This window comes from Micromonospora sp. WMMD737, assembly GCF_049179055.1.
Taxonomy (GTDB): Bacteria; Actinomycetota; Actinomycetes; order Mycobacteriales; family Micromonosporaceae; genus Micromonospora; species Micromonospora reichwaldensis.
The window spans coordinates 1300672-1325131 of the sequence record NZ_JBMHMH010000001.1; the positions used below are offsets into that span (position 1 = coordinate 1300672).

The 24460-nt window shown below is 74.9% G+C and carries 21 protein-coding genes and 1 pseudogene; 2 read left to right on the forward strand and 20 right to left on the reverse strand.

Annotation, left to right across the window (positions count from 1 at the left end; genetic code table 11):
- Positions 1 to 63: 63 nt before the first annotated feature.
- The 6 genes from ACN27A_RS04990 to ACN27A_RS05015 all read right to left on the reverse strand — a co-directional run bounded on the left by ACN27A_RS04990 (position 64) and on the right by ACN27A_RS05015 (position 7693).
- The gene (locus ACN27A_RS04990; protein ID WP_421450096.1) at positions 64 to 1956 is read right to left on the reverse strand and encodes an ABC transporter ATP-binding protein; all 1893 of its coding nucleotides are present in this window, start codon (positions 1954 to 1956) and stop codon (positions 64 to 66) included.
- Positions 1953 to 3659 carry an ABC transporter transmembrane domain-containing protein gene (locus tag ACN27A_RS04995; protein WP_421450097.1) on the reverse strand — a complete coding sequence of 569 codons (1707 nt, stop codon included), beginning with the start codon at positions 3657 to 3659 and terminating at the stop codon, positions 1953 to 1955. Before ACN27A_RS04995 ends, ACN27A_RS04990 begins: the two co-directional genes overlap by 4 nt.
- Positions 3660 to 3740: 81 nt before the next feature.
- Positions 3741 to 4577 carry an ABC transporter ATP-binding protein gene (locus tag ACN27A_RS05000; protein WP_421450098.1) on the reverse strand — a complete coding sequence of 279 codons (837 nt, stop codon included), beginning with the start codon at positions 4575 to 4577 and terminating at the stop codon, positions 3741 to 3743.
- 16 nt (positions 4578 to 4593) lie between these two features.
- Positions 4594 to 5628, reverse strand: coding sequence for a FecCD family ABC transporter permease (locus ACN27A_RS05005; protein ID WP_421450099.1), 1035 nt, complete (start codon positions 5626 to 5628; stop codon positions 4594 to 4596).
- Positions 5625 to 6668 carry a FecCD family ABC transporter permease gene (locus ACN27A_RS05010; protein WP_421450100.1) on the reverse strand — a complete coding sequence of 348 codons (1044 nt, stop codon included), beginning with the start codon at positions 6666 to 6668 and terminating at the stop codon, positions 5625 to 5627. The genes ACN27A_RS05005 and ACN27A_RS05010 overlap by 4 nt, the downstream gene beginning before the upstream one ends.
- Complete coding sequence (locus tag ACN27A_RS05015; RefSeq protein ID WP_421450101.1) at positions 6665 to 7693, reverse strand: iron-siderophore ABC transporter substrate-binding protein; 1029 nt, start codon at positions 7691 to 7693, stop codon at positions 6665 to 6667. Before ACN27A_RS05015 ends, ACN27A_RS05010 begins: the two co-directional genes overlap by 4 nt.
- Positions 7694 to 8077: 384 nt before the next feature.
- Between ACN27A_RS05015 and ACN27A_RS05020 the strand changes: the two genes are divergently transcribed.
- Positions 8078 to 8875 carry a siderophore-interacting protein gene (locus ACN27A_RS05020; RefSeq protein ID WP_421450102.1) on the forward strand — a complete coding sequence of 266 codons (798 nt, stop codon included), beginning with the start codon at positions 8078 to 8080 and terminating at the stop codon, positions 8873 to 8875.
- Positions 8876 to 8928: 53 nt separating this feature from the next.
- On the opposite strand, the gene ACN27A_RS05025 is transcribed toward ACN27A_RS05020, so the two are convergent.
- The 5 genes and pseudogenes from ACN27A_RS05025 to ACN27A_RS05045 all read right to left on the reverse strand — a co-directional run.
- Complete coding sequence (locus ACN27A_RS05025; RefSeq protein WP_421450103.1) at positions 8929 to 9351, reverse strand: hypothetical protein; 423 nt, start codon at positions 9349 to 9351, stop codon at positions 8929 to 8931.
- 113 nt (positions 9352 to 9464) lie between these two features.
- On the reverse strand, positions 9465 to 11126 hold the full coding sequence (locus tag ACN27A_RS05030) for an alpha/beta hydrolase (RefSeq protein ID WP_421450104.1): 1662 nt from the start codon (positions 11124 to 11126) through the stop codon (positions 9465 to 9467).
- A 10-nt stretch (positions 11127 to 11136) separates the two neighbouring features.
- Positions 11137 to 11439 carry a WXG100 family type VII secretion target gene (locus tag ACN27A_RS05035; protein ID WP_421450105.1) on the reverse strand — a complete coding sequence of 101 codons (303 nt, stop codon included), beginning with the start codon at positions 11437 to 11439 and terminating at the stop codon, positions 11137 to 11139.
- 69 nt (positions 11440 to 11508) lie between these two features.
- Positions 11509 to 14151: an MXAN_6230/SCO0854 family RING domain-containing protein gene (locus ACN27A_RS05040; RefSeq protein WP_421450106.1), complete on the reverse strand. Its 2643-nt coding sequence runs from the start codon at positions 14149 to 14151 to the stop codon at positions 11509 to 11511.
- Positions 14085 to 14486: pseudogene (locus ACN27A_RS05045) on the reverse strand (RING finger family 4 domain-containing protein); the annotation flags it as partial. The gene ACN27A_RS05040 and the pseudogene ACN27A_RS05045, both read right to left, overlap by 67 nt.
- Positions 14487 to 14699: 213 nt before the next feature.
- Here ACN27A_RS05045 and ACN27A_RS05050 point away from each other — a divergent pair.
- The gene (locus ACN27A_RS05050) at positions 14700 to 15989 is read left to right on the forward strand and encodes an MFS transporter (protein ID WP_421450107.1); all 1290 of its coding nucleotides are present in this window, start codon (positions 14700 to 14702) and stop codon (positions 15987 to 15989) included.
- Between the two features lie 65 nt (positions 15990 to 16054).
- On the opposite strand, the gene ACN27A_RS05055 is transcribed toward ACN27A_RS05050, so the two are convergent.
- The 9 genes from ACN27A_RS05055 to ACN27A_RS05095 form a co-directional block, all read right to left on the reverse strand.
- Positions 16055 to 17038 (reverse strand): nitroreductase, encoded by a 984-nt coding sequence (locus ACN27A_RS05055; protein WP_421450108.1) that lies wholly within the window; start codon positions 17036 to 17038, stop codon positions 16055 to 16057.
- 2 nt (positions 17039 to 17040) lie between these two features.
- Positions 17041 to 18150 carry a hypothetical protein gene (locus tag ACN27A_RS05060; RefSeq protein ID WP_421450109.1) on the reverse strand — a complete coding sequence of 370 codons (1110 nt, stop codon included), beginning with the start codon at positions 18148 to 18150 and terminating at the stop codon, positions 17041 to 17043.
- Positions 18147 to 18587, reverse strand: a complete 441-nt coding sequence (locus ACN27A_RS05065; RefSeq protein ID WP_132239827.1) for a DUF4188 domain-containing protein — start codon at positions 18585 to 18587, stop codon at positions 18147 to 18149. The genes ACN27A_RS05060 and ACN27A_RS05065 overlap by 4 nt, the downstream gene beginning before the upstream one ends.
- Before the next feature lie 3 nt (positions 18588 to 18590).
- Entirely contained in the window at positions 18591 to 20171 is a 1581-nt protein-coding gene (locus ACN27A_RS05070) for a phenylacetate--CoA ligase family protein (protein WP_421450110.1), read from the reverse strand.
- A gap of 102 nt (positions 20172 to 20273) precedes the next feature.
- A complete protein-coding gene (locus ACN27A_RS05075; protein ID WP_421450111.1) occupies positions 20274 to 21026 on the reverse strand; it encodes an alpha/beta hydrolase in 753 nt (250 codons plus the stop codon).
- Between the two features lie 128 nt (positions 21027 to 21154).
- Positions 21155 to 21709, reverse strand: a complete 555-nt coding sequence (locus tag ACN27A_RS05080) for a hypothetical protein (RefSeq protein ID WP_421450112.1) — start codon at positions 21707 to 21709, stop codon at positions 21155 to 21157.
- Between the two features lie 46 nt (positions 21710 to 21755).
- Positions 21756 to 23405 carry a glycoside hydrolase family 10 protein gene (locus tag ACN27A_RS05085; protein WP_421450113.1) on the reverse strand — a complete coding sequence of 550 codons (1650 nt, stop codon included), beginning with the start codon at positions 23403 to 23405 and terminating at the stop codon, positions 21756 to 21758.
- A gap of 134 nt (positions 23406 to 23539) precedes the next feature.
- Positions 23540 to 23722: a hypothetical protein gene (locus ACN27A_RS05090; RefSeq protein ID WP_421450114.1), complete on the reverse strand. Its 183-nt coding sequence runs from the start codon at positions 23720 to 23722 to the stop codon at positions 23540 to 23542.
- Between the two features lie 169 nt (positions 23723 to 23891).
- A complete protein-coding gene (locus tag ACN27A_RS05095; protein WP_421450115.1) occupies positions 23892 to 24380 on the reverse strand; it encodes a GNAT family N-acetyltransferase in 489 nt (162 codons plus the stop codon).
- Between the last annotated feature and the right edge of the window lie 80 nt (positions 24381 to 24460).

The window sequence follows — 24460 nt, forward strand, 5'->3', positions numbered from 1 at the left end:
CGCCGACGCCCCGGTGCGGCGCCGAGTCCAGCCGCGCCAGCCGCCCTCTTCGCCGGCGCGCTCCTACGGCAGTACGGGAACGGGCGTGCGCCACGACCGCCACAGCCGGCTGTAGCCGCCTCCGGCCGCCAGCAGCTGCTCGTGCGTACCGTGTTCGACGATGCGCCCGCGCTCCAGGACGACGATGCGGTCCGCGGTGGCCGCCTGGCTGAGGCGGTGCGCGACGATCAGCGTGGTGCGGCCCTCGGTGGCCGCCGCGGCGGCGCGCTCGAGGTCGCGCGCGCCGGCGCTGCCGGCCTCCGCGGTGGCCTCGTCGAGGATCGCGACGGCGGGGTCGGCGAGGACGAGGCGGGCCAGGGCGAGCTGCTGGGCCTGGGCGGCGGTGAGCTGCCGCCCGCCCTCCCCCACGCACGTGTCCAACCCGTCCGGCAGAGTACGCAGCCAGTCGGTGACGCCGACGAGGTCGAGGGCGGCGTTCACCTCGGCGTCGGTGGCCTCCGGGTCGGCCAGGCGCAGGTCGTCGCCGAGCGTCCCGGCGAAGACGTGCACCTCCTGGCTGATCAGGGCGATCTCGCGGCGGACGCGGTGCTCGTTCAGGTCACCCAGCGGCACGCCGCGCAGGCTGACCGCGCCCCGGGTCGGTGCGATGATTCCGGCGGCGACACCGGCGAGCGTGCTCTTGCCTGCCCCGCTCGCGCCGACGAGTGCGACGCGTTCGCCCGGCGCCAGGCTGAGGGCGACGTCCCTCAGCACGACGGGCCCGTCGTCGTAGCGGTGCCGGTCGACGACCACCTTCAGCGCAGCGGGTGCCGTATCGGCCCGGCCTGCGGACCGGCGGGACCGCCCAGCCCCGGACCCGCCGGGCGACGCGACGTCGGGCGCGGGGGCGACGGACGCTGAGCCGCCCGACGACGCGGCGGCGGGCGCGGAGCCGGCGGGCACGGCGGCGGGCAGCGCGGTGACGCCGACGAGCCGGGCGAGGCTCGCCCCGGCCTGCAGCACCGCGTCGACCTGGAAGAGCAGCAGGCCGATCGGGTTGAACAGCCGGTGGAAGTAGAGGGCCGCAGTCGTCGCCGCGCCCACGGTGGCCAGGTCGTCGCGCACCAGCAGGAACCCGGCGAGCAGGACGGCGGCGAGGCCGACGAACTCCGACCGGTTCATCCGCAGCCCGAACCGGGTGTGCAGGTTGAAGATCTCCAACGACAGGTCGCGGGCGGCGGCGGAGCGGTCGGCGATCCCGCCGACGTGCGCGTCCTCCAGCCGGTAGGCGCGCACGGTCGCCGCGCCGCGCAGCGCCCCGGCCATCGCCTGCGTCCGCTCGCCCGTCGCGACCCGCTCGCGCGCGTAGTACGGCACCGAGCGCCTCAGGTACCAGCGCAGCGCCAACGCGTACGCGGGGGCCGCTGCCAGCCCGGCGAGGCCGAGGCGCCAGTCCAGCGCGAAGAGCCCCAACGCGGTCAGCACGATGGACAGCAGCGCGCCGAGGAAGGCGGGGCCGCTGGTGGCGATCACGTTCGTCACCACGGCCACGTCGTCGCCGGCGCGGGCCACCAGGTCCCCGGTGCCGGTCCGCTCCAGCGTGGCCGACGGCAGGTGCAGGGCGCGGTCGAGGACCCGCTCCCGCAGCCGCGCCAGCACGGTCTCGCCGAGGCGTGCGGTGAGCGCGGCGCCGATCGCGGTGAGCACGCCAGCGAGCACCGCGGCGACCGCGATCACCCCTGCCCAGGCCACGATGCGGGGTGTGTCGGTACCGGCGACGACGTCGTCGACCAGGCGGCCGAGCACCCAGGGGGCGACCAGCCCGGTCGCGGCGGCGGCGACCAGCAGAACGATGGCGGCGGCGCTGAGCGCGGGCAGCCGGGCGAACTCGGCGCGCAGAGCCGCCCAGGTCTGCCCGGCGGTGGCCGTGGGCAGCAGCTGCCTCGGCGCCGCGCCGACTGCGGACTCGTCGGTCATCGCAGGACCTCCTCCCGGTAGCGGGCGTCGCTGGCGAGCAGGTCCTCGTGCGGCCCCTCGGCGACGACCCGCCCGCGGTCGATCACGACCACCCGGTGGGTGCTGCGCAGCAGGACCGGGCTGTTGGTGATCAGCACCGTGCCGCGGGCCGCCGCCGCGCGGGCCGAGGTCAACCCCTCGGCGAGCAGCGCCTCGGTCACCGCGTCGACCGCCGTGGTGGGGTTGTGCAGCACCAGCACCGGCGGGTCGGCGACGAGCGCCCTGGCCAGCCCGATCCGCTGCCGCTGCCCGCCGGAGAGGTTGGCGCCCCGCTCGGTGAGCAGCCGGTCGAGGCCGTGCGGGTGCGCGGCGAGCACGTCCTCGGCCGCCGCGGCGCGTACGGCGGCGCGCAGGACCGCCTCGTCGGCGTCGGCGCCGGCGGCGAGGTTGGCGCGCAGCGTCCCCTCGAACAACGCCACGTCGTGCTGCTCGACCAGGAGGATGCCGCGTGCGGCGTCGACGTGCAGCTCCTCGGCGGGCACGCCGTCGACGTACAGCGTGCCCCGGTAGTCCTCCCGGGGCACGCGGCCGGACAGCAGCGTCACCAGCGCCTCGGCCTCGCTCGGGTCGTGGGCGAGCACACCCAGGACCTCACCGGCGCCGACCCGCAGGCACAGCCCGTCGAGTCCGGCGTACCCGACCGTGTCGAGGGTGAGCCGCGCCGGGGCCGGGGCGGGTGCTCCGGCGGTACCCGGCCGGGTGAGCGGCTCCGCGCCGAGGACCCGGGCGACCCGCCCGGCGCTGGCGCGGGCCATGGCGAACAGCTGCACGGACCAGCCCAGCGTCTGCACGGGCTCCGCGACGAACTGGGCCAGCCCGACGACGGCGACGAGTTCGCCGACGGTGAGCCGGCCCTGGATCGCGAGCCAGCCGGCGACCCCGGCGACCACCGCGAGGAAGAGGCCGTTGACGGTGGTGGTGAGCCCGAGGTGCAGGCCCTTGGTGGTGGCGGCGCGCAGGGTGACGTCGAGGGCGTGGCGGCTGGCGGCCGCGTACCGGCGGGCGGCGTGGTCCTGCGCGCCGATGCCGCGCAGCACGCGCAGGCCGGTGACGAGGTCGACGGCGAGTGAGGTCGTGGCGGCGAGGGCCTCCTGCTGCGCGGCGCTGCGCCGGCTGAGCAGCGGCGCCATCCGTTGCAGGGCGACGACCACCAGCGGCACGCCGACGAGCACGCCCAGCCCGAGGGGGACGTCGATGACGAGCAGCGCGACGGCGGAGACCGCGATGGCGGTGAGCGCGGCGGCGCAGAGCCCCGCGACCCGTACGACGAGCGCGGTCAACTCGGCGTCGGAGGCGGTGACGGACAGCAGCTCGCCGTCGCGCATGCCGGAGCGGTTCCCGCGCGGGTCGAGGGCGCTGCGGGCGATCTCGACGCGCAGGAGGTGGGCCTCCTGTTCCAGGGCGGCGTACCCCAGGCGGGCGCCGGTGCGGTAGGCGAAGGCGAGGACGGTGAACAGGACGGCGAGACCGGCGAGGGAGAGCAGCAGCGCCCGTACGTCCCCGGTGGCGACCGCGCGGTCGATGATCACGCCGATCGCGACCGGGACGAGGGCCTCGGTGGCCTGGTGGGTGCAGAGCAGTGCGGTGCCGGCCACCACGCGGCCGCGCTGGCGGCGCAGGGCGCGGCGCAGGACCGTCCCGCCACTGGTCTTCTCGGCTGCCACGGGGCGTCAGGCCCCGACGAGAAACGACGATGTGTGCACGAGCTGCGCCCTCCCAGCGATCGAGGGCCAGGTTAGCCTCACCTAATGGCTCCGGTGAACGGGGGCTCGGCGACCGTCCGGCGCGCCGGGGGCCCGGCTGGTCGCCACGTGGTGGCGGCCGACCGGCAGCATCAGCGGCTTCTGCGACGTCGGATCGACGATCACCTGACTTTCGAGGCCGAACACCGCGCGGACGCACTCCCGCGTCAGGACCCGCGCCGGCTCCCCCGCGGCGTGCAGCCTGCCGGCGGCCAGCGCGATGAGGTGGTCCGCGTACCGGGCGGCGAGGTTGAGGTCGTGCAGCACCATGACGATCGTCGTGCCGCGCGTCAGGTTGAGGTCCGTGAGCAGGTCGAGGACCTCGACCTGATGGCTGACGTCCAGGAACGTCGTCGGTTCGTCGAGCAGCAACAGGTCCGTCTGCTGGGCCAGGGCCATCGCGATCCAGACCCGTTGCCGCTGGCCGCCGGAGAGCTCGTCGACCGGACGGTCGGCGAGGTCCGCCGTCTGCGTCGCGTCCAGGGCCGCCGCCACGGCGGCGTCGTCCTCGCGGCTCCAGCGCGAGAACACACGCTGGTGCGGGTTGCGGCCACGACCGACGAGGTCGGCCACGGTGATCCCCTCGGGCGCCGTCGGCGACTGGGGAAGCAGGCCGAGGGTACGGGCCAGTTGCCTGGCCGGCAGCCGGTGCACCTGCTCGCCGTCGAGCAGGACGTGGCCGGCGCGGGGCGCCAGCAGGCGCGACATCGACCGCAGCAGGGTCGACTTGCCGCACGCGTTCGCGCCGACGATCGCCGTGATCTTTCCGGGCGGCACGAGGAGGTCGAGCGAGTCGATGACGACGCGGTCGGCGTAGCCGAGCGTCAGGCTCTCGACCACGAGGTGTGGGTGGTGGTCACAGCGAGCCTCCCGCGCGGTTCGTACGGATGAGCAGGTAGATGAGGTAGGGGGCGCCGAGCACGCCGGTGACGACACCCACGGGGAAGCGCGTGTCGAAGGCGAACTGACCGGCGAAGTCCGCGACGAGCACCAGCAGGGCGCCGACGAGGGCGGAGGGCAGCAGCAGCGAGCCGGCCGGGCCGACGATCCGGGCGGCGATCGGCCCGGAGAGGAAGGCGACGAAGGCGATCGGCCCGGTCGCCGCCGTGGCGAAGGCGATGAGACCGACGGCCGCGACGATGACCAGGATCCGGGTGCGCTCCAGGCGTACGCCGAGCGCCGCCGCGGTGTCGTCGCCCAGCTGCATCATGGAGAGGTTGCGGGCCTGGCCCAGCAGCACCGGCGCCAGGACGGCCACGGCGACCGCCACCGGGACGGTCTCCGCCCAGGTGGCGCCGTTGAGACTGCCGGTCAGCCAGCGCATCGCCTCCTGCAGGTCCCATTCGGCGGCCTGGGTCAGGACGTACGCGGTGATGCTGTCGAGCATCGCGGCGATGCCGATGCCGATCAGGACGAGGCGGGTGCCCGCGACGCCGTCCTTGAACGACAGCGTGTAGACGACCAGCGCCACGGCCAACCCGACGACGATCGCGAAGGCGGACACCCCGGCCTCCCCGAGGTGCAGCGTCACGATCGCGAAGGCGGCCGCGGCGCTCGCTCCGGAGCTGATGCCGATGATGTCGGGGCTGGCCAGCGGGTTGCGCAGCATCGTCTGGAAGGTGACGCCGCCGAGCCCGAAGCAAGCCCCGGCCAGGATCGCGAGGACCGCCCGGGGCAGGCGGAGCGTGCCCACCGTGAAGGAGGCCCCGGGGACGTCCTCGCCGGCGATCACCGCCAGCACGTCCGCCGGCGGGTAGAAGGTGCGCCCCGCCATCAGCGAGACGGCGAACGCGGCGACGGCGAGGGCGGACAGCACGACGAGCACGCCGCGGCGCCGGAGCGTACGGCGGACCCGGCCGTGGGTGACGGCCTCGAGAGTCGTGGCGCTCACAGCTCGCGCACTTTCTGCCGGCGGACGATGTAGATAAAGAAGGGGGCGCCGATCAGCGCCGTCACGATACCCACGTCGATCTCCGTCGGGCGCGCCACCACCCGGCCGACGACGTCCGCGGCGGTCAGCAACGACGCGCCGAGGAGCGCGGAGTACGGCAGCAGCCACCGGTGGTCGAGCCCGACCAGCAGGCGGCACACGTGCGGGACGACCAGGCCGACGAACCCGATGGGTCCGGCGACCGCCGTGGCGGCGCCGCAGAGCAGCACGGCACCGATCGCCGCGACGGCCCGCACGACGGCCACCCGTTCGCCGAGCCCCGCCGCGAGTTCGTCGCCGAGAGCGAGCGAGTTCAGGGCCCGGGCCGACAGGAGGCAGATCGCGAAACCCACGGCGAGGAACGGCAGTGCCTGCCGGATGCTGTCGTAGGTCGCACCGCCGACCCCGCCGATCTGCCACGAGCGGAAGCCACCGGCCACGTCGTTGCGGGGCAGCACGAAGGCGCTGATCAGCGACGCGAGCGCGGCGGACGTGGCGGCACCGGCGAGGGCGAGCTTGAGTGGCGTCGGGCCACCGCGCCCCAGGGAGCCGACGGCGTACACGAAGACGGCCGCGAGGCCGGCCCCGAGGATCGCCGCCCAGAGGTAGCCGGTCGCCGAGGAGAGGCCGAAGGTGACCATCGCGGTGACCACGGCGAGCGACGCCCCCATGTTCACGCCCAGGATGCCGGGGTCGGCCAGCGGGTTGCGGGTCACGCCCTGCATGACCGCCCCGGACAGGCCGAGGGCCGCGCCGACGACCACGGCGAGCAGGGTCCGCGGGATCCGCTTGGTGACGGCGGCCTGCTCCATGGTGCCGTCCGCGCCCTGCAACGCGGCGAGGATGTCGGACCATCCGACGGTGCGGGAGCCCAGCGCGACCGACGCCACCATGACCGTCAGCAGCGCCGCGACCGCGACGAGGAACCACAGCAGCCGCACCCGGGCCGGACGCCGCGCCACGGCGACGTCCGGCAGGGCGCGCGAGTCGAGCGTGGTCATGACACCTTGTCGGCGGCCTTGGCGAGCATCGCGACGTAGTCGTCCAGCACGAACGGGATGGCCAGCGGGGTCGGGTTCGCCGCGGTGCCCAGCGGCGTGCTGCCGGAGAGCATGACGACCGAACCGCGCTTGACGGCGGGGATCTTCGACAGCAGCGGGTCGGCCTGCGCGGCGGCGAGCAGCTTCTCGTCTCCGTACGCGACGATGACGTCCACGTCGTCGAAGACCTGGATCTGCTCGGCACTCTGGTCGAGCGTGAACTTGTCGGTGCCGGCGGAGAGCCCGGCGATGCTTGCCGGAGCCTTCATCCCGAGGTCCGTGAAGAACTGGGCCCGGGTGTCGTGCGTCGTGTAGAAGCCGATCTTGCTCAGGTCGGTCGGGTCGACGTGCGTCATGAACATGGCCGACTTCCCTGCCAGTTGCGGGTGCTTCCCGGCGGCGTCGGCCATCCGCTTCTCGATGTCGGCGATCAGCGCGTCGCCCTCCTTCGCGAGGCCGAGGGCCTGACTCTCCAGCTTGATCGTGTCGCGCCAGGCCGTGGCCCAGGGCGCCTTGGGGTAGGCGACCACCGGGGCGATCTTGCTGAGGGTGTCGTAGTCCTGCCGGGTCAGGCCCGAGTACGCGGCGAGGATGACGTCGGGCCTGGTGTCCGCGACCGCCTCGAAGTTGATGCCGTCGTTCTCGTCGAACAGCACCGGCGCTGTCCCGCCGAGTGTCTTGAGCTTCTCGGTGACCCACGGCAGGACGCCGTCGTTGTCGTCGTCGCCGAAGTTGGCCTTCGCCATGCCCACGGGGACGATGCCGAGGGCCAGCGGAACCTCGTGGTTCGCCCAGGCGACGGTCGCGACCCGCTTCGGCTTCTCCTTGATCGTCGTCGTACCGAGCGCGTGCGTGATCGTGACGGGGAACGTCGCGGAGCTGCCGTCGGCCGAGGCGTCGTCGGCCTTCGACGTGCCGCCACACGCGGTGAGCACCACCGTGGCCGCCAGGGCGACGATCCCGGTCAGGAAGCGGTTTGAGCGCATGAAAGTACACCTCAATGCAGGTAAGGGGAGGCTAACCTAACACACGTTCCGGGGCGGTCTTGATCTACCGCAGCCCGCCAGACACCGCACCCGCAGGCCACCTCACCTGGGGTTACCGGGGCGACGCGGTCCGCGCCGAGGAGCGCGCCCCCCGCTGTCCAGCGAGCGCGACGGGCACCGGGCGGACGGGCGCAGCCGGAACACGAACCGGATCGACGACGGCCGGACGGGGCGCGGGACGACCTCCGGACCAAGGGGCGGGCCTCCACACCCGGCTCGATTCTCCGCCTTCGATCGTTAGGGGCAGGAGATCGGCCGGGCTAAGGTCAGGCTAACCTAACTCCGCAGCCAGGAGCAGCTCACGATCCTCCAAGGAGCGACACCATGACCGTCGGCAGCACACTGGTCGAGACCGAGGTGATCAGGCGCCCGATGCTCGCCGAGGTCGTCGCGAACCGGCCACTCACGCCTCATCTGCGGCGCATCACCCTGACTGGCGCCGAGATCGACCGCTTCGGCTACGACGGGCCGGACCACCTGGCGCGCATCTTCCTCGCCCCCACGCCCGACGCCGACCTGCACCTGCCGGACTCCGCGCAGTGGTGGCCCGCACTGCAGGCCATGCCGGCGGAGCGACGGCCGTTGGTCCGCAACTACACGGTCCGGCGCCTGGACGCCGGCCGACGCGAGCTGGACATCGACTTCGTGCTCCACGGCGACGGCGGACCGGCCTCCGCCTGGGCGCTCAGGGCCGCCCCGGGCGACCGGATCGGCGTGCTCAGCGACGGCGCCGCGTACGCCCCGCCCGCCGACACCGACTGGCAGCTGTTCGTCGGCGACGAGACCGCCATGCCGGCGATCACCGCGGCCGTCGAGGCGCTGCCGCCGCAGGCGCGGGCGATCGCGCTGATCGAGGTGGGTTCGGCAGACCACGAGATCGCGGTACGCACGCCGCCCGGCGTCACGCTGACCTGGCTGCACCGGGGCGGCGCACCGGCGGGCGGCAGTGACGTGGTGATCCGCACGCTGCGGGACCTGGCGTTGCCGGCCGGCACGCCGTACGCCTTCGTCGCGGGCGAGTCCGCCATGGTCACGACCGTCCGGCGGCACCTGTGCGCCGAGCGCGGCATCGCCAAGGAGCGCGTGTACTTCGGCGGCTACTGGAAGGTCACCGCGCACTGAGCTCCAGTGGTCGTGCGTGCCCGGGCGGCCCGCGGAGGGCGCCGGGAGCCGGCCTAGGCGTTGGCCGGGTCCTCCCCTGCCGCGGGCCGGTAGCAGCCAGTCGCCAGGATCAGGGCGACGCGGTCCCGGCTCGCGGTCGTCGTGAGGCTGATCGTGATCCCGGTGCCGGGGTCACGCATCGACACGGCGCCCCGGGTGCCGTCGGCGAAGGTGCGGTCCTCGGTGATCTCGTAGCCCTGCTGCCGCCACATGTCCCGGATGCGCCGCAGCGTGGCGATCTGGTCGGCGGGCGGGACCGGGAGTCCGGCGAAGCCGCTCAACGTCCACCGTCCGTCGTCGGCGATCTCGCCCCGCTGGCCCTGGCAGGGCGAGGTGTTGGTCCGCCAGGCGTCGAGCGTGACGCCGGCGGTGGTGGCGACGGCCCGGGCGCGAGCCTCGGCCAGGGTGCTCACCTCGGCGGCTGCCTTGGTCTGCAACGAATCGTCCTTTCCTGACGAGGGGCCGGGTCCCCCGCCCGCGCAGGCGGTGGCGGGCACCAGCACGGCCGCCACCGCCACGGCGCGCCACCGGGGCGGGCGGTGACGCGGGGTCATGGGGCCGTGCCGTGGTCGAGGGCGGCCGCCTCGTAGTCGCCGACGATGACGGCCGCCTGGGAGCGCAGCATCTGACTGTTCTGCGCCCAGTATCCGCTGTGGCCGGACGTGTCGACGTGCAGGACGTTGCCGCCGAACTCCGGGTCGTGCGGGGCGGGGCCGTGGATGCCGACGAGGCCGTCGACCAACCATTCCCCGACGACGGGTACGCCGTCGAGCCAGCCGATCGTCTCCTCCGGTCGCGCGACGACGGTGTCGTCGGCCGCGGCACCGGCCCACACGTGTCTCGGGTCGATGGTGAACTCGCTGGCGTGCTCGACGCGCATGCCGGGACTGCCGACGGCGATCATGTCGTCGACGGCGAGGCCGTCGCCGTTGCTGGCGGCCTCGCCGAGGACGGTCGACCCGTAGCTGTGCCCGATGGCGGTGAGGTGGGACGGGCCGTCGTCGTGGGAGGCGCGGAGCCCGTCGACGAAGCCGTCGAGCGCGCGGGCGCCGGCCTCGGATTTGGCGCCGAACACGGCGCTGACGATGTCGAGGTCCACCGACGGGGTGTCGTAGCCGAGCCAGGCCACGACGGAGACGTCGCTGCCGGCGGGAGCAAGCTCGACCGAGGCCTCCCGCAGGTCGTCGGCCCGACCGATCAGGCCACGGATGTCGTCGAGTTCGGTGCCGACGCCGGGAACGAGGACCGCGGTGTGGGCGGCGGTGTCCGGGTTGCCGATCGCGACCGCCGCCTTCCCGTCACCCGCCGGATCGAACGAGAGCAGGTAGAGCCGTTCGTGCGGAGCCGCGTTCTCCGCGCCCTCCAGCTTGTCCAGCAGCATGAGCGCGGCGGCGTGCCGTGGGTCGTCCCGGTCGCGGTGCCGGCCCACGTCGTCACCGACGAACGTACGCAGCGCCAGTCGGTTCGCCGCGTCGCGGTCCGTGGCGGGCAGCCCGTCGAGTGCGCCGATCCGCTCCGGGTAGGCGGTGAGGTAGACCTGTCGCTCGTCGTCGGACAGGCCGCTCCACCAGGCGTGCGCGTCGGCGGGGCTGCTGCCCGGCGCCGGAATGCCGTCCTCGCTGAGCTGGAGCGCCGCGGCGGCGGCGAGGGCGCCGTCGTTGGCCCTGTCGTACTCCCAGGCGAACTGCCCCGGCGCGCCGGCCGTCAACTGGGTCAGGGCGCGGGCGATCCGGCTGTCGGCCTCGGTGGCCTCGGCGACGATCCGCGTGATGAGGTCGGTGTGGATCGCGGCGTTCCGGACATGTCTACGGTGCAGCGCCTCCGCGTCCGGGTCGTGTCTGTCCCCCGCCGCCGTCGCCGGCGCGGACACCCGCCCGGCCTCGTCCACGGTCAGTCCGAGGGATCGGGCGGCGCCGACGGCCGACTCCAACCGCCGCTGCAGGTCGCCGAACTCCTCCGCCGCTTCCCGCAACACGCTCGCGGCGGTCCGCGTCTGCAGGCTCGCGACCTCGAACTCGTCGTCGAGCGCGCCGAGCCGACCCATCGCGGCGTCGGCGGCCGGCCCCTGCCAGCCCGAGGAGCGCAGCGGCCCGGTCAGCTCGGCCCCGCACCGCGCCTCCAGCTCCGCGCAGGCCCGCGACAGGTCCGTCCAGGCCTGCGCGGCGTCCCGCAGCGGGGCGACGCGCGCCTCGCGCAGGTCCGCGTACGTCACCACCGCGCGGTCACCGCTCGGGGATGTCGAAACGGGCCGCGCTGGCCTCGTCGCTGTAGCGGTAGTCCATCGCGCAGCCCTGCAGAGCGTCGCCGACCTGGGACAGATAGCGGTCCAACCCCGCCAGGTCGTCCGACCACGACCAGCGCAGCTGCTCCAGCGCCGCCCGGGTCCGCCAGCCGGGCAGACCGGCGACCGCGGCCCGCGTCTCGTCTCCGACGTCGGACACACCGCGCCGCAGGTCGTCGCGCAGGTCGCCGCACACCCGCGACGCCTTCTCCAGCAACTCCGGCTCGACGTGAAGTTCGATCACTGACTGGCCTCCCGCGAAGATCGAAGCGAGCCTACATACCCGCCCCACGCACCGCGCGGATCGGTCGACTCAGCCGGTGCCCAGCCCGGCGAGCACGTCGCCGGCGCGCAGCACCGTCCACGGGCGACCGGGCGTGCCGGTCACCGTCACCACCGTCGAGCCCGGCGCGACCGGGGCGGGCGCGGGAACCAGGCGGTCGAGGGCATCGGGGTCGGCGGCGCCGGCCAGGACCGTGCGGCCGGCCAGGTCGGGCGGTACGCGGATCCCGCCGGTGTCCGTCGACGCCGCCGCGCGGACGGCGGCCACGTCGGCCGGCACCTCGGTGTAGGTGCGGTCCGCGTGGCCGACCAGGATCCGGTCGGCACGCCCGACCGCGTGCCACGCCAACAGGTCGAGGACCGTGGCGTGGTGGCCGCCCAGGAAGTGCTCCCACTGGTCGGCGGCCGCCCGGGCGAGCTGGTCACCGTGGCGGTCGACGCTGTGGCCGTAGCCACGGCCGGTCAGGGTCAGGTCGGTCCAGAGCAGCCGCCGGGAACGCAGGTCCACGACCATCGGCAGCAGCATCCGGGCGTTGCCGCGCAGGTCGAACCGCTGCGCGACGCGGGCCCCGTCGAACTGCCCGCCCCTGGGCAGGGGCAGCATGACGCCGGCGAGCGCCTCCGTGAGGGCCTCGAACGGCACGGCGTTGTAGCTGAGGACGGTCGGCACCGCGTAGTGCGCGCCGCGCTCGGCGAGACGGGCCAGGTGGAGGTCGAGGAACTCGGTGGCCCCGAGCGGAGCCGGGGCGGAGGTGAGGTCGCCGGAGTGGATCGCGCCGTCGCCGGCGAAACGCAACCGGGTGAAGTCGCAGTGGCCCACCCGCTGCCAGTCCCGGTCGAAGAACACGCAGGACAGGTCGAGGTCGACCCGCGTGGCGCCCGGGTCCTCCCAGTGCAGGAAGAACCGCAACACCTGCGCGCCGGGCAGGGCCCGCACACTGCCCCGCGGCCACCCCGCCAGCTGCGCCGAGGCGGCCCGCTCCCGCGTCGGCGCGGGCACCTCGGCCAGGGCGGCGTCGAGGACGGCCACGTCGAACCGGCCGAGCCGGGCGGCGCGGGCGGTCAACTCGGCGTCGACCAGTCCGCGTACCGCGGTGATCGCCGGCGCGGGCACCGGCGGACGGCGCTCGGGCTCGGTCCAGGTGGTCACGACGCTGCCGCGGGGATGGAACACCCGCCGGGGCATACCGGGGCCGGGACGGCCACCGACGATCCCGGACCCTCCGACGGTGCCGGGCTCCTCGACGGTGCCGCCTCCGGGCGGCGCCTCGGCGGGAGGGATTGCCTCGCCGGCCGGCCGGAGCACCCCCCGCAGGGAGGCGGGGCCGGCGCCGCGCACGCCCCGCGCGACGGCGCGCAGGACGTCGCCCAGGCCGACGGTGAGCGCCGGGGCGGCACCAACCTGCTCGCAGCGGCGGGCCCGCGCCGCCGCCCGCGCCCGCGCGGTCGCCGCCAGCTCGGCGGCCGTCGCCCGTACCGTCCGGTCGCGGCCGGTCAGTTGAGCCGCCGCCGCGGCGAGCACGCCGGGCGCCACCCGGGCCACGGTCCGGCGCATGGCAGCCTCGACGGCCGCGTACGCCGCCGGATCGTCCCCGGCGACCCGCAGCAGGTGGTCGAGCCGGCGCCACAGCTCGCCCGGACGTTCGGTGAGCAGGCGGGCGGCCTCCGCCGCGTCGTCGCCGGTCAGGGCCTCCTCCACCAGGGACGCGTGGGTCCGCACGCGGACCGTGAGCGTGCCGTCGGGGTGCCAGGTCGGCACGAGCCGCCGGGGCTCGCGGGCGCAGGCCGCCACGATGGCCGCGCCGAGGACACCGGCGCGGACCGTGCGGGTGCCGCGCAGCGCGGCGAAGGCGACGGCCGCCGCCGGGTGCGCGGCCACGTTCTCGTACGGGTGCAGCCGCTCGCCGAGGCGCTTCCAGACGGTCGGGTGCCGGCGCAGATCCTCGGCCGCGCCCGCGGCACCGCAGGAATCGAGCTGCGCGAGAGCCGCGCGCCGCAGCGGCCGGGGCAGGGCCCGCACCCGGGTGACCGGCACGACGGCGGCGGGCTTGTGGGACGGACGCCAGGCCACGCCCGGAGCCGGGGACTCGTCGTCGCGCCGCGGCAGGACCAGCCCCGGGTCCCCACCCGAGTACGCCCACAGGGTCCGCGCCACGTCCGTCGCGGTCGACCACCGCCGCCGGGCCGCGGCGACCACGTCGCGGTGGCCGGGGGTGCCCGTCGCGGCGTGCAGCGCCCGGGCGACGACCAGCGCGAGGGTCTCCCGGGCGGGCACCACCTCGGGCAACCAGTCGAGGCGGCCCGGCGCGGTGGCGTCCACCAGCACCGCGAGGTCGGCCCGGTCGGACTCGCTGAGCGCGGCGGGCCGGGCGACCAGCTCGTCCCGGAGCCGGACCGCGGCGCCGACCGGGTCGGCCTCGAGCCCGCGAGGCGCACCGGCAGCGGCGGCGCGACCGGGACGGGGTGCCCGTCGGCGTCCCCGGCCGACGCACCGGCTCGCCGCGGCGGGCGGCGCACCGGGGCCGAGGGCGCGACGATGGGGAGGTAGGTGTCGCCCGCCGCCAGCCGGCGACCACAGATCGGGCAGGCGGTGACCTGCTCCGGCGGGAAGCACGTCGGGCAGACGGAATGGCCGCACGGGTCCAGCGGCGCGCCACCGTCCTCGCGTCCGCACAGCACGCAGGGCGCGCCGGGCACGGCGAACAGGTGGGTCAGCAGCCGCCGTACGTAGACCGCCTCGACGTCGCGCGGGGTGTCGGGGAACGAACGGTAGAGCGGCAGCATCGGGCGGTCCGCGCCGACCATCTCGTCGATGGTCGCCAGCAGCCAGTCGGCCCACCGGACCCGCACCGCCGCCGCGCGCAGGTCCGCCTGGAGCAGCCAGCCACGACCGGCCAGGTCGGCCTCGAGCGCGGCCACCCAGGCGACACCGTCCGCAGGGGCGGCGCCCGTGCCCACCACCGCGACCCGGCCGGCGCGTCGCAGCAGCACCACCGCCAGCGGATCCATGCTCGCGCCCTCCCCGTGCGAAGCGGTGGGCGGAGAGTCGCGACGCTAGTTGCCAGGACAGGGTGAGAAGGAAGCACCGCGGGGAGCCGCCCACCGCGGGAAGGATCATACGGCGCGGCCACGGCCATCCTCACCCTGATTCCCGGCCGGCCGACGCCCGTCCGGCTTGCCAGGGACAACGCTCGCAGGATGGATCGGATTACCCTCGCCGGTATGAGCCGACGCACCGATCCGGTTCGGCGTCCCCTGTGGCGCGATCGCCACTTCGGCGCCTACTGGGCTGCGCAGTCGCTTTCCGCCGCCGGCGACTCGTTCGCCTACATCGCGGTGCCGCTGCTCGTGCTCCACGCGACCGGGTCGGTCGCCCAGATGGGTCTGCTCACGGCCGCGGCCGGTGCCGCGTCCGTCGGCGCGGGGATCTTCGGCGGCGTCCTGGTCGACCGGTACGACAGACGCAAACTGATGATCACCGCCGACCTGGCCCGGCTGGTGCTCTACGGCCTCATCCCCCTGGCCTGGCTCGGTGGTCCGCAGGTCTGGCTGCTCTTCGTCGTGCTGCCGATCTGCGAGGCCGCGGGCATGGTGTTCCAGGTCGCCGCGGTGACGGCGGTGCGCAACCTCGTCGACCGGCCCAGGATCACCGAGGCCAACGGTCGCCTACAGGCGACGTACGCGGCGGCGGCCGTGCTCGGGCCGCTGCTCGCCGGCGTGGTGTCGGCCCGCTTCGGCCCCACGGCGGCCATCGCCATCAACGCGGCCAGCTTCGCCCTGTCGGCCTTCGGTCTCTGGCTGGTGCGGCTGCGGCGGTCCGACGAGGGTGCGACGGCCGGCGGCGCGGCGGCGCGCGAGGGCCGGCTGGCCGAGTTCCTCGCCGGTGCGCGGTTCCTCTGGCGGCAGCCCGTGCTCCGCTCGCTGACCGTCCTGCTGTCGGTCTTCATCTTCCTGACGTACGGCTTCACCGACGTCCTCGTCTACCACGTCAAGCACGACCTCGGCGGCTCCGACGGCACGGTCGGCACGGTGCTGGGGTTGGCGGCCCTCGGCACGGTCGTCGGGGCGCTGCTGGTGGCGCCGCTGCGCCGCAGGCGTGGCTTCGGCATCACCTGGATCGGGGCGCACGCGGTGTGCGGTCTCGCCATCGTGGGCATCGGCGTCGTCGGGAGCGTACGCGGCGTCACCCTGCTGACCGCGGTGTACCTGTGCGGCGTCAGCGTGGGCGGGATCTGCTCGATGTCGCTGCGCCAGGAGATCACGCCGGACCACCTGCTCGGGCGGGTCACCTCGGCGTTCTGGAGCACGCACTACGCGCTCGGCCCGGCCGGCGCCGCCGTGCTGACCTGGGCGGCGGGCCGCTACGGCGTCACCGCGGTCACTGTCGTCGCCGGAGCGGGGTGTCTCCTGGTCGCGGTCGGCGGGCTGTTCACCCCGATCCGCCGCGCCGGCTCGGAGCCGGCGGCCCGCCCGGCGGTGCTCCAGCGGCCCGCGACCAGCCAGGCGTCGTGACCCTGGCACGTGCCACCCGCACGCCGGGGGCCCCGCCCCGCACGTGCCGCCACCATCGCCGGGGGTCAACGCAAGCCCTGCCCGGAGCCGCCGAGCCGGCGCGCCGAGGGTGCCGCCGGGCCCACCGGCCGGCCGACCCGGGCCACGTGCAGCAGGCGCTCCGGCGCCACGCCCAGCAGCGAGCCGAGGGCGTCTCGGGTGGCGGCCGTGTCGATCAACTGGCTCAGCGGGTGCGCCGCCAGCCCGGCCGCGTGCAGGGTCAACCACACGCGCGCGAGCACCCGACCGAATTCGACATGTGTCGCGTCGTCCGTACCGGACGGTCTGATCAGGACGATCACGGCGCCACCGCGTGCGAGCGGGTTGCCGGACGCCGCCGCGAGGAGCCGGGGCAGGCCCAGCGGGCGCAGGACCGGGTACGCCGCCAGCGCCGCCCGCAACGCGGTCGCCTCGTGCCCGGACAGGCCCAGGCACCGGTCGGTGAGCCCGTCGGCGTGGTAGTCCGGGTGCGCCGGCGTGAGCCGCAGCCACGACCGCAGCTCGGCGACCACGGCGGGATCCGCGTACGTCTGCCGGTCGGCGGCCCTCAGCAGGCGGGCCAGCCGGCCGGCGTCCGGGACGGCCCGGACGGTCCCGCCCGACGCCCGCGCGACGGCGTCGGCGGCGGCCAGCACCTCGGCGTCCGGGCCGGCTGAGAACCGGCCCCGGTGGGTGCGACGGGTGAGCACCTGCGCCGCGTCGAACGGGGTGTCGTAGCGGTGCGGGGACGCCCGCAGCCAGCCCGCCCGGCGGTCGGCGGCACAGTGGTCGGCGACGAAGCGCAGCCTGAGCCCGGCGTCGGCGGCGACGACCAGGCAGGTCTCGACGAAGGCGCCCAGGGACAGTCGCAGGTCCCGGCCGGACGGATCGGCCGCCGGCAGGGTGTGCGCCGGCTCCCAGCCGACCCGGACCGCATCGGGCTGATGGTCGAGGCGCCACGGCTGGGTGTTGTGCGCGCTCGGCGCCCGCCAGCAGAGCGGCGCCAGGGCACGGAACGCCGCGAGGTCCATGGCTACAGCGCCTTCTCGTAGAAGGTGTACCCGTGCAGCGGCCGGCCGCCCGACGCCCGGTACTGCGCGGCCGAGGCCGGGTTGTCCCGGCCGACGTAGGTGCTGCGCAGCGTGGTGTACCCGCCGGCGTGCAGGTTGCGGCGCAGCGCGCCGGAGAGCAGCCGCTGGTATCCGCGCCCCTGGTACTCGGGCAGCACGCCCTTGACGATCAGCACCGCCTCCCGCCGGTACCGGCGGCGGACCGCCAGCAGCCGGAGCTGGTGGAACAGGTTGAGGTCGCCCCGGACGCGGACGACGAACTCGCTGATGTCCGGCACGCAGAGCACGAACGCCACCGGTTGCCCCGCCCTGGTCAGGTAGAGCAGCAGCGACTCGTCCAGCAGGTACGCGAGACCGTCGGTCTGCCGGCGCAGCTGCGCGGCGGAGATCTCGGTGTAGTAGCCGAGCTGGGCGAAGGACGCGTTGAGCATCCCGCGCAGCAGTTCGAGCTGCTCGGCGAGGCGCCGGACGTCGCCCCGGTGCACCCGCAGCTCCGCGCCGTCGGCGTCGGTGCCGGGCTGGTCGGCGCCGGGCTCGTCGATGCCGCGAGGGGCGGCGGGGACCGGGCAGATCCAGGTGTCCGACTCGAACCGCCGGCGGAACCCGTACGACTCGTAGGCGGCCACGTACCGGGGCGGGTTCCAGGCGCTGTCGATGAAGCCCCGGTCGGCGTAGCCGGAGGTGATGACGCCGCCCGCCTGGTTGGGCAGCAACGCCACCGGCCCGAAGAGTGCGTCCCGGTCGCCGGCGGCGCGGGCGGCGGCGACGATCGCCTCGAACAGCGGTCGCGCCGCCGCCTCGGTGAACTCGGTGAGCCCGAAGAGCTGACACCGGCGGCCGAGCTTGGCGTCGAGGGCGGCGTCGGTGTGCAGGGTGGTGCGCGCGACGACGGCACCGGTTCCGCCGTCGCGCAGCACGTACATCGGCACGCCGTCGCGCCACCACCGCCGCACCTGCTGGCGCGTCGGCGGCACGAAGCGCGGCTCGCCGGCGTACACCCGGTCGGTGAGCGCCAGGAACTCGCGCAGGCCGCGCCGGTCGACGACCCGCTCCAGGCCGCCCGGGGCGGTCATCGCCGCACCGCCGGTCCCACCGTCTCCGAGCCCAGCGGAGTGAACGTCTCGATGTGCCCCAACTCGGTGGACTCGGCCCGCCACAGGCCGTTGGAGTAGCCGTCGGGTTCGGCGGTGAAGAGCCGGATGAAGCCCGCGGTGGCGTTGCGGTCACCGTCGGTGAGCCAGACCATCAGCTTGCGGTGGTGACGGGAGCGGGCGAAGCGCATCAGTGCCTCGCGGTCGGTGAAGAACGCGACGGTGCCGAGGGTGAACGGGAACTCCCAGTACACCCGGTGCCAGCGGTATCCGGACATGCGGCGCATGTCGCGGACCATCCGGCGCCAGGCCGGGAAGAGCCGCAGGATCGCCAGCGGCCCCCGGTAGCGCGTGGCGCCGAAGAACATGGCGCCGGCCTGGGCCCGCGCGGGGGCACGGGAGAAGTCACGGGTACGCATCGCTCAGCCCTTCAGGTAGACGTTCTTGATCTTCTGCTGTCCGGCGAAGGGGCCGGCGCCCGGTTCGTGCAGCGCGATGCGGAGGTCGCCGGCGGTCGGGTCCTCGGTCAGCGACTGCGCGAAGTCGCGGGAGACGGCCGCCAAATGCCGGAGTACCCCGCTGCGGCAGGCGGCGGCGAGAGCCTCGCGGTCCGAGCCGGACAGTGGGCGGCGCAGTTCCAGGTGGACCACGGGTCGGGTCTCCAGCGCGGCGTCCTCGGCCAGCGACAGGCAGAACCGGCTGATCTCGGCCGCGTACGGGTTGTCGGCGTAGAGGCCGTACTCCACGTCCTGGGGATAGAGGTTGGCGCCCAGGTACGACACCGTCGAGTCACGCCGGCCGAACAGCAGCAGCACCGGCAGGGTCATCCGCTCGCTGGCCAGCGCCGCGCGGCACTCGGCCCAGCGCCGCGGGTCGCCGCGGATGAGGTCGAGGATCCGTCGGTACCCGACGAGCAGCGCCTCGTCGCCGACGTTGTACCGCAGCCGCGGTTGCAGGACGTCGGGACCGGTGATCGTGCAGAGCAGTTCCCGGCGCTCGTTGGTCTCCAGGTAGGTGGCCAGCGGGTTGTACTGGAACGCCATCGGCAACCGCTGCTCGTCGGCGCCGAGCAGTGCCGCCCGCAGCTCGGGGTCGTCACGCAGGCGTCGCCGCAGCCACACGGTGAACCGGGTCTCCGCGCCGATGCCGATGGTGAGGTCCGAGGCGCCGTACGCCGACCGGACCCGCAGGAAACGCTCCTCCAGATAGGCGCGCAGCGCCTCCGTCATCGCCTCTCCCCCGCAGCTGGCGAAGAGGCGGTGGCGCGACCAGTCGAAGCCCTCGGCGTCGAGCCGGTCGCGCAGGTGCTTGAGGAACGGCGGGTACGCGGTCACCAGGTAGTCGAAGTCCGGGCCGAACTCGCGAAGCGTGTCGACGATCTTGCCGAGGTCCGGGCCGGTGTTCTTGACCACCGCGATCCGGGCCATCGCGGCGCCGGTCGTCGTCCCGGTAGCCCACGCGCCCATCGAGTAGGCGTTGATGACGAAGGGGCGACGCATGGGGAAGACCAGGCTGGTGTAGCCGACGATGTCGCGGTGCACCGCGCGCAGCTCGCGCTCGCCCCGGGGCCAGTTGAAGGGCCGGCCCGACGAGCCGGCCGATTCGTCGACCACCACGCCCCGCTCCGGCAGTCGTCCGCCCCGGCAGCGCCGGGCCGCGTCGAAGGGGACGACGTAGCTCACCTTGTCGGTCTCCGGGAAGTCCCGCAGCCGGCGGCGGACCCCGGCCGGCCGGGCGCGCAGGAAGGCGCGGTACGCCGGGACGTCCAGCGCGGCGAGCGCGCAACCGGCGCGCGCGTTCGCCGCCGCGAGCAGGTCCAGTGCCCGGTGGTGCCGCCGGGCCGACCACCGCCACGCGGCGGGATGGCTGCCGGCGAGCCGCACCGCCGCCCCGATCAACCGACAGGAGATCGTCAGACGTGCCCGTCGCCAGCGCTCGCCGGCCGTCAGACGTGGTGCCGTGAGAAAGGACGGATCAGCGTATCGATGCAGCGTCTCGGCCATGTCAGAATCCTCGGCGCCGCCGGCCGAGGAGGCCTGAGCTGTCGCACCGGCCGGCGCTGAGTACCCGCACCCAGCCCGATCCGGGCGCCGGCCCCTACCCGGTCACGGGGCCAGTCGCTGCGAGACCCAGTCGGCCGCCTGCTCGACCGCCCGCCGGGACTCGTCGGTGTGGTCCAGCATGTCGAACCCGTGCTGCCCGCCCGGTACGTCGATCACCTCCACCCGTGCGCCGGCGTCGCCCGCCGCGTCGAGGAACGCCGCGACCGTCCCGGCGATCTCCTCCCGTTCCCGGCCGACCCGGGTGAGCAGCAGCGGCGGTACGGGCCCACCCGCCTCGCCGATCGCCGCGCCCGGCGCGAAGCGCGGGTCGACACCCCAACCCGGCAGCGGCGCGAGGAGCGGATACGTCAGCGCCACCGCCCGCAACCAGGAAGGCCGGTCCCGCAGCCAGTCCGTGCTCAGCAGTCCCCCGCCGGAGAAGAACCAGAGGGCGATCCGCCCGCCGTCGACGCGCGGGTCGGCGCGGACCCGCTCCACGGCCGAGGCGACGTCGAGGGCGGCCGTCGCGCAGTCGGTGGCGGGGCCCTGCGGACCGACGACGACGCCCATCCGGTGCTCGACGGTGACGGCCAGGAGACCGAGGTCGGCGAGAAGGCAGCCGTAGCCGCGGAAGACCGGCCAGTCGCGGGGCCCCGATGGCAGGTCAGGTGGTAGCGGTCCACCGTGGACGAGGACCACGGCGGGGTGCGGGCCGGCGCCGTCCGGCACGTACCAGTCGAGGTTCGCCTCCCGCTCGGGCTGACGTGCCGTCGGCGTCAGCACGAAGGGGCGGAGGAAGCTCGGCGTCTCGTCCATGATCGCAGTCTGGCACGGCTCGGCCACTCTGTGGTGCCCCTGCCGGGCGGCGCACCGTCGACCGCCCGCCGGCACCCACGCGCCGGGGCGGTCCCTCGCGAGGCGGGCGGCGGCCGTCGCCGTACGGCTCAGGCCCCGGTGTCGGGCGACCCGGGCGGCGGCAGCGGCAACTCGACGGCGTCCACCGTCGCGACCCGCACGGCCGAATGCGCCGGCGGCAGCTTGTCGGCCCGCGGCGAACGACTGTGCACCCGGCCCCGGCCGGTCGGATCCGGCCGCCCGCTCACCTCGCAGGCCACCATCAGGATCGGCGCCGGCGGCGCGGTGAACCGGCCGGCACCCCAGCGCACCCAGAGCGGGATGCGCCCCGCGTCGGCCTCGGCGAGCAGCTTCTCCCAGGTGCGGCGGCGCGTACCGTGATCGACCTCGACGACGACCGGCGGTCCGTGCGGGCGGGCACAGGCCACGTCGAGCACCGACTGCTGCGCGGACATCGGCGGCGGCAGCGGCAACACGCTGGACGCCCGCCGGTAGACCCGCCAGCCCCGCTCCCCCGCCCAGCCGACCACCGCGTCGATCAGCCGGGCGGTGACCTGGTCCGTGGTCAGGTCGGTGAAGGTGACCGCGTCGAGCCGGTCGGCCAGCGACGTCGCCAGCCGCTCCCCGTCCTCGCCGACCACCACCGCCGCAGGGTAACCGGCGCCACCGGACGTTCCGGCAACCCCCCTCCTACGGCGCCGCGACGGCCACCGGCGCGCTCAGGCGGCCCTCGTTGCCGCTGCGGTCCAGGCCGGAGACGCAGTAGGACAGCGGACGGCCGGCCGGGGCGGCGCGATCGACCCAGCCGGTGCCCCGGGCGGTGCCGACGAGCCGGGCCGTGTCGCCGTCGACGCGGTAGACGGCGAAGCTCGTGGCGCCGTCCCCGCGCCAGGTCAGCGTCACCCCGCCGCCGCCCGCCCGCCGCGCGTCGGTGACCGTGGGGGCGGGCGGCGGCGTCGCCGGTAGCTGTGCCATCGCGGGCACCAGCGCCGGCCCGGCGTAGTGGGCCGCGCGGTACCGGCTGACCGCGCCGAGCTTGTCGGCGCGTACCTGCCTGGCGCTGAAGTGCACGCTTCCGCTCGCGCCGTGCCGGCGGTTGAGGGCGAGCTGGCGGTCCAGCTCGGCCGGGTCGCGCCAGGCGCCGCGCTCGCCCACCCGGTAGTCGGCCTGGCCGATGTAGAGCTGCACCCGGGTGCCCCGCACCGTGGCCGCCCACCACGGCAGCAGCGTGGCGTAGTCGGCCTTGCCGAAACCGATGTGCCAGTACAGCTGCGGCACGACGTAGTCCAGCCACTGCCGCCGTACCCAGAGTCGGGTGTCGGCGTAGATGTCGTCGTAGCTCTGCAACCCCGCGGTCGCCGAGCCGGCCGGGTCGGTGCGCTCGTTGCGCCAGATGCCGAACGGGCTGATGCCGAACTTGACCCAGGGCTTGATCGCCTTGATCCGCTCGCTCATCTCGCGGACCAGCGTGTTCACGTTGTCCCGGCGCCAGGCGTGCTTGTCGGCGAACCCCCGGCCGTAGCGGGCGAACGTCGCGTCGTCCGGGAAGTCCTGTCCGGCCTCCGGGTACGGGTAGAAGAAGTCGTCGAAGTGCACCCCGTCGACGTCGTACCGCTGGACCGCCTCCAGCATCGAGTCCTCGACGAACGCGCGCGCCTCGGGGATGCCGGGGTTGAAGTAGAGGCGGCTGCCGGGCCGGTCGGCGCTGGGGTAGGTCACCACCCAGTCGCGGTGCCGCCGCAGCGGGTGCGTCGGCGCGAGCCGGTCCAGCCTCGGGCCGGGCCCGCCCACCGTGGCCGGCTGCCCGCCCCGGTACGGGTTGAACCAGGCGTGGAACTCCAGGTTGCGGGCGTGCGCCTCGGCGACCATGAACTCCATCGGGTCCCAGCCCGGATCGCGGCCGTCGCGGCGCCCGGTCAGCCACTCCGACCACGGCGCGTACGCCGACGGCCAGAGCGCGTCCCCGCTCGGGCGCACGTGCACGAAGACCGCGTTGTGGTGGTGGCGCACCGCCAGGTCCAGCCAGCCCCGGAACTCCGCCCGCGCCGCCTCGGCCGACAGCCCCCGCCGGCTCGGCCAGTCGATGTTGTTGACCGTCGTGATCCACATGCCCCGCAACTCGCGGGGTGCCTCGGTCGGTCGGCCGGCGCAGGCGGGGGTGCGATCCGCCGGGGCGGCCCCGAAGGGGGTCACGGCGCCCTGCTCCGGCACCGCGCGTCCGCCGTCGACCCGGTCCCGCAGCGACCAGGCGCCGAGCGCGGCCGCCACGGCGAGCGCGGCGACCACCGCGACGGATGCCTGGGTACGACGGCGGCGGGCGGGCGACTCAGCGGCGGGCATCGCCCCAGTCTGCCCAGTCCGGCCCCACCTGGCGACCCGGTTGGACCGTGAGCGGACGGTCGGCCGAGGGCCGGACGCCGAGGCCGTGGCGGATCAGGCCGGGTCGTCGCACTCGAATGCTCCGCAGCGGCGCGTCAGGAACGCGACGCCTGCCTCTCGTCGGCGGTGCCGTGATCGCCGTCCGCCGGGACGAACGGGGTGCGCATGCGGGTCATCGCGGCCGCGCTCACGTCCACCGCTCGCCCGCGTTCGCGGTCGGTGTCCCTGTCTCCCTCTGACTCGAAGGGATTCAGGGTGGGCGGCGTCAGATCTGCCAAGACGTACTCCAAGATTTCACAGGGCGGCGCGCAACGTCTTCGGTGGCAGCTGCGAGCCGGGCGGGAACGCGGGTGGTCGGGGCGCGTCATGGGCCGTCGCATACCCGCTTCGGACAGCCTACTGCCACGTACGCCCCGCACGGGCGGTGCGGTCGGGGCGGACCGGGTCTCAGTCATCGGCGAGGACGGCGTACAGGTCCGAGTCGCGCCAGCCGTCGCGGATGTGGGCGGTGCCACGCATCCGGCCCTCGTACCGCATGCCGATCCTGCGCAGCACCGCCGCCGAGGCCAGGTTGCGGGGATCGCACGTGCCGAAGATGCGGTGGCGCCCGTGTTCGCTGAAGCCCCGTCGCAGCAGCTCCTGCGCCGCGGCCGTGGCGATGCCCTGCCCCCACCGCCGTGGATGGATCGCGTACGCGATCTCGGCGGTGCTCGAACCGTGCAGTTTCAGCTCGGCGCTGCCCACGACCTCGCCGTCGAGGAGCACCCCGAAGACCAGCCGGTCCGGGGGTGCCGCCACGGCGGCCCGCACGTACGCCTGTGTCTGCTCGGGGGTGTTGGGTCCCCATGCCTGGTAGCGACACGACTCCGGCAGGCGCGCCCAGTCGTGGACGGCTGCGGTGTCGTCGAGCCTGAGCGGCCGGAGAGTGAGCAGCATGCTGGCACGGTAGATCACCGCGCGGGTACGTCGTGTCGACTTTTGACCGTCCGGACAAAAGTTCAGACGATCTCGCACAA

Coding starts and splice junctions, on each gene's coding strand:
- ACN27A_RS04990 (WP_421450096.1), bottom strand. CDS start 1,956: ATGACCGACGAGTCCGCAGTCGGCGCGGCGCCGAGGCAGCTGCTGCCC.
- ACN27A_RS05010 (WP_421450100.1), bottom strand. CDS start 6,668: ATGACCACGCTCGACTCGCGCGCCCTGCCGGACGTCGCCGTGGCGCGG.
- ACN27A_RS05015 (WP_421450101.1), bottom strand. CDS start 7,693: ATGCGCTCAAACCGCTTCCTGACCGGGATCGTCGCCCTGGCGGCCACG.
- ACN27A_RS05020 (WP_421450102.1), top strand. CDS start 8,078: ATGACCGTCGGCAGCACACTGGTCGAGACCGAGGTGATCAGGCGCCCG.
- ACN27A_RS05050 (WP_421450107.1), top strand. CDS start 14,700: ATGAGCCGACGCACCGATCCGGTTCGGCGTCCCCTGTGGCGCGATCGC.
- ACN27A_RS05055 (WP_421450108.1), bottom strand. CDS start 17,038: ATGGACCTCGCGGCGTTCCGTGCCCTGGCGCCGCTCTGCTGGCGGGCG.
- ACN27A_RS05060 (WP_421450109.1), bottom strand. CDS start 18,150: ATGACCGCCCCGGGCGGCCTGGAGCGGGTCGTCGACCGGCGCGGCCTG.
- ACN27A_RS05065 (WP_132239827.1), bottom strand. CDS start 18,587: ATGCGTACCCGTGACTTCTCCCGTGCCCCCGCGCGGGCCCAGGCCGGC.
- ACN27A_RS05070 (WP_421450110.1), bottom strand. CDS start 20,171: ATGGCCGAGACGCTGCATCGATACGCTGATCCGTCCTTTCTCACGGCA.
- ACN27A_RS05075 (WP_421450111.1), bottom strand. CDS start 21,026: ATGGACGAGACGCCGAGCTTCCTCCGCCCCTTCGTGCTGACGCCGACG.
- ACN27A_RS05085 (WP_421450113.1), bottom strand. CDS start 23,405: ATGCCCGCCGCTGAGTCGCCCGCCCGCCGCCGTCGTACCCAGGCATCC.
- ACN27A_RS05095 (WP_421450115.1), bottom strand. CDS start 24,380: ATGCTGCTCACTCTCCGGCCGCTCAGGCTCGACGACACCGCAGCCGTC.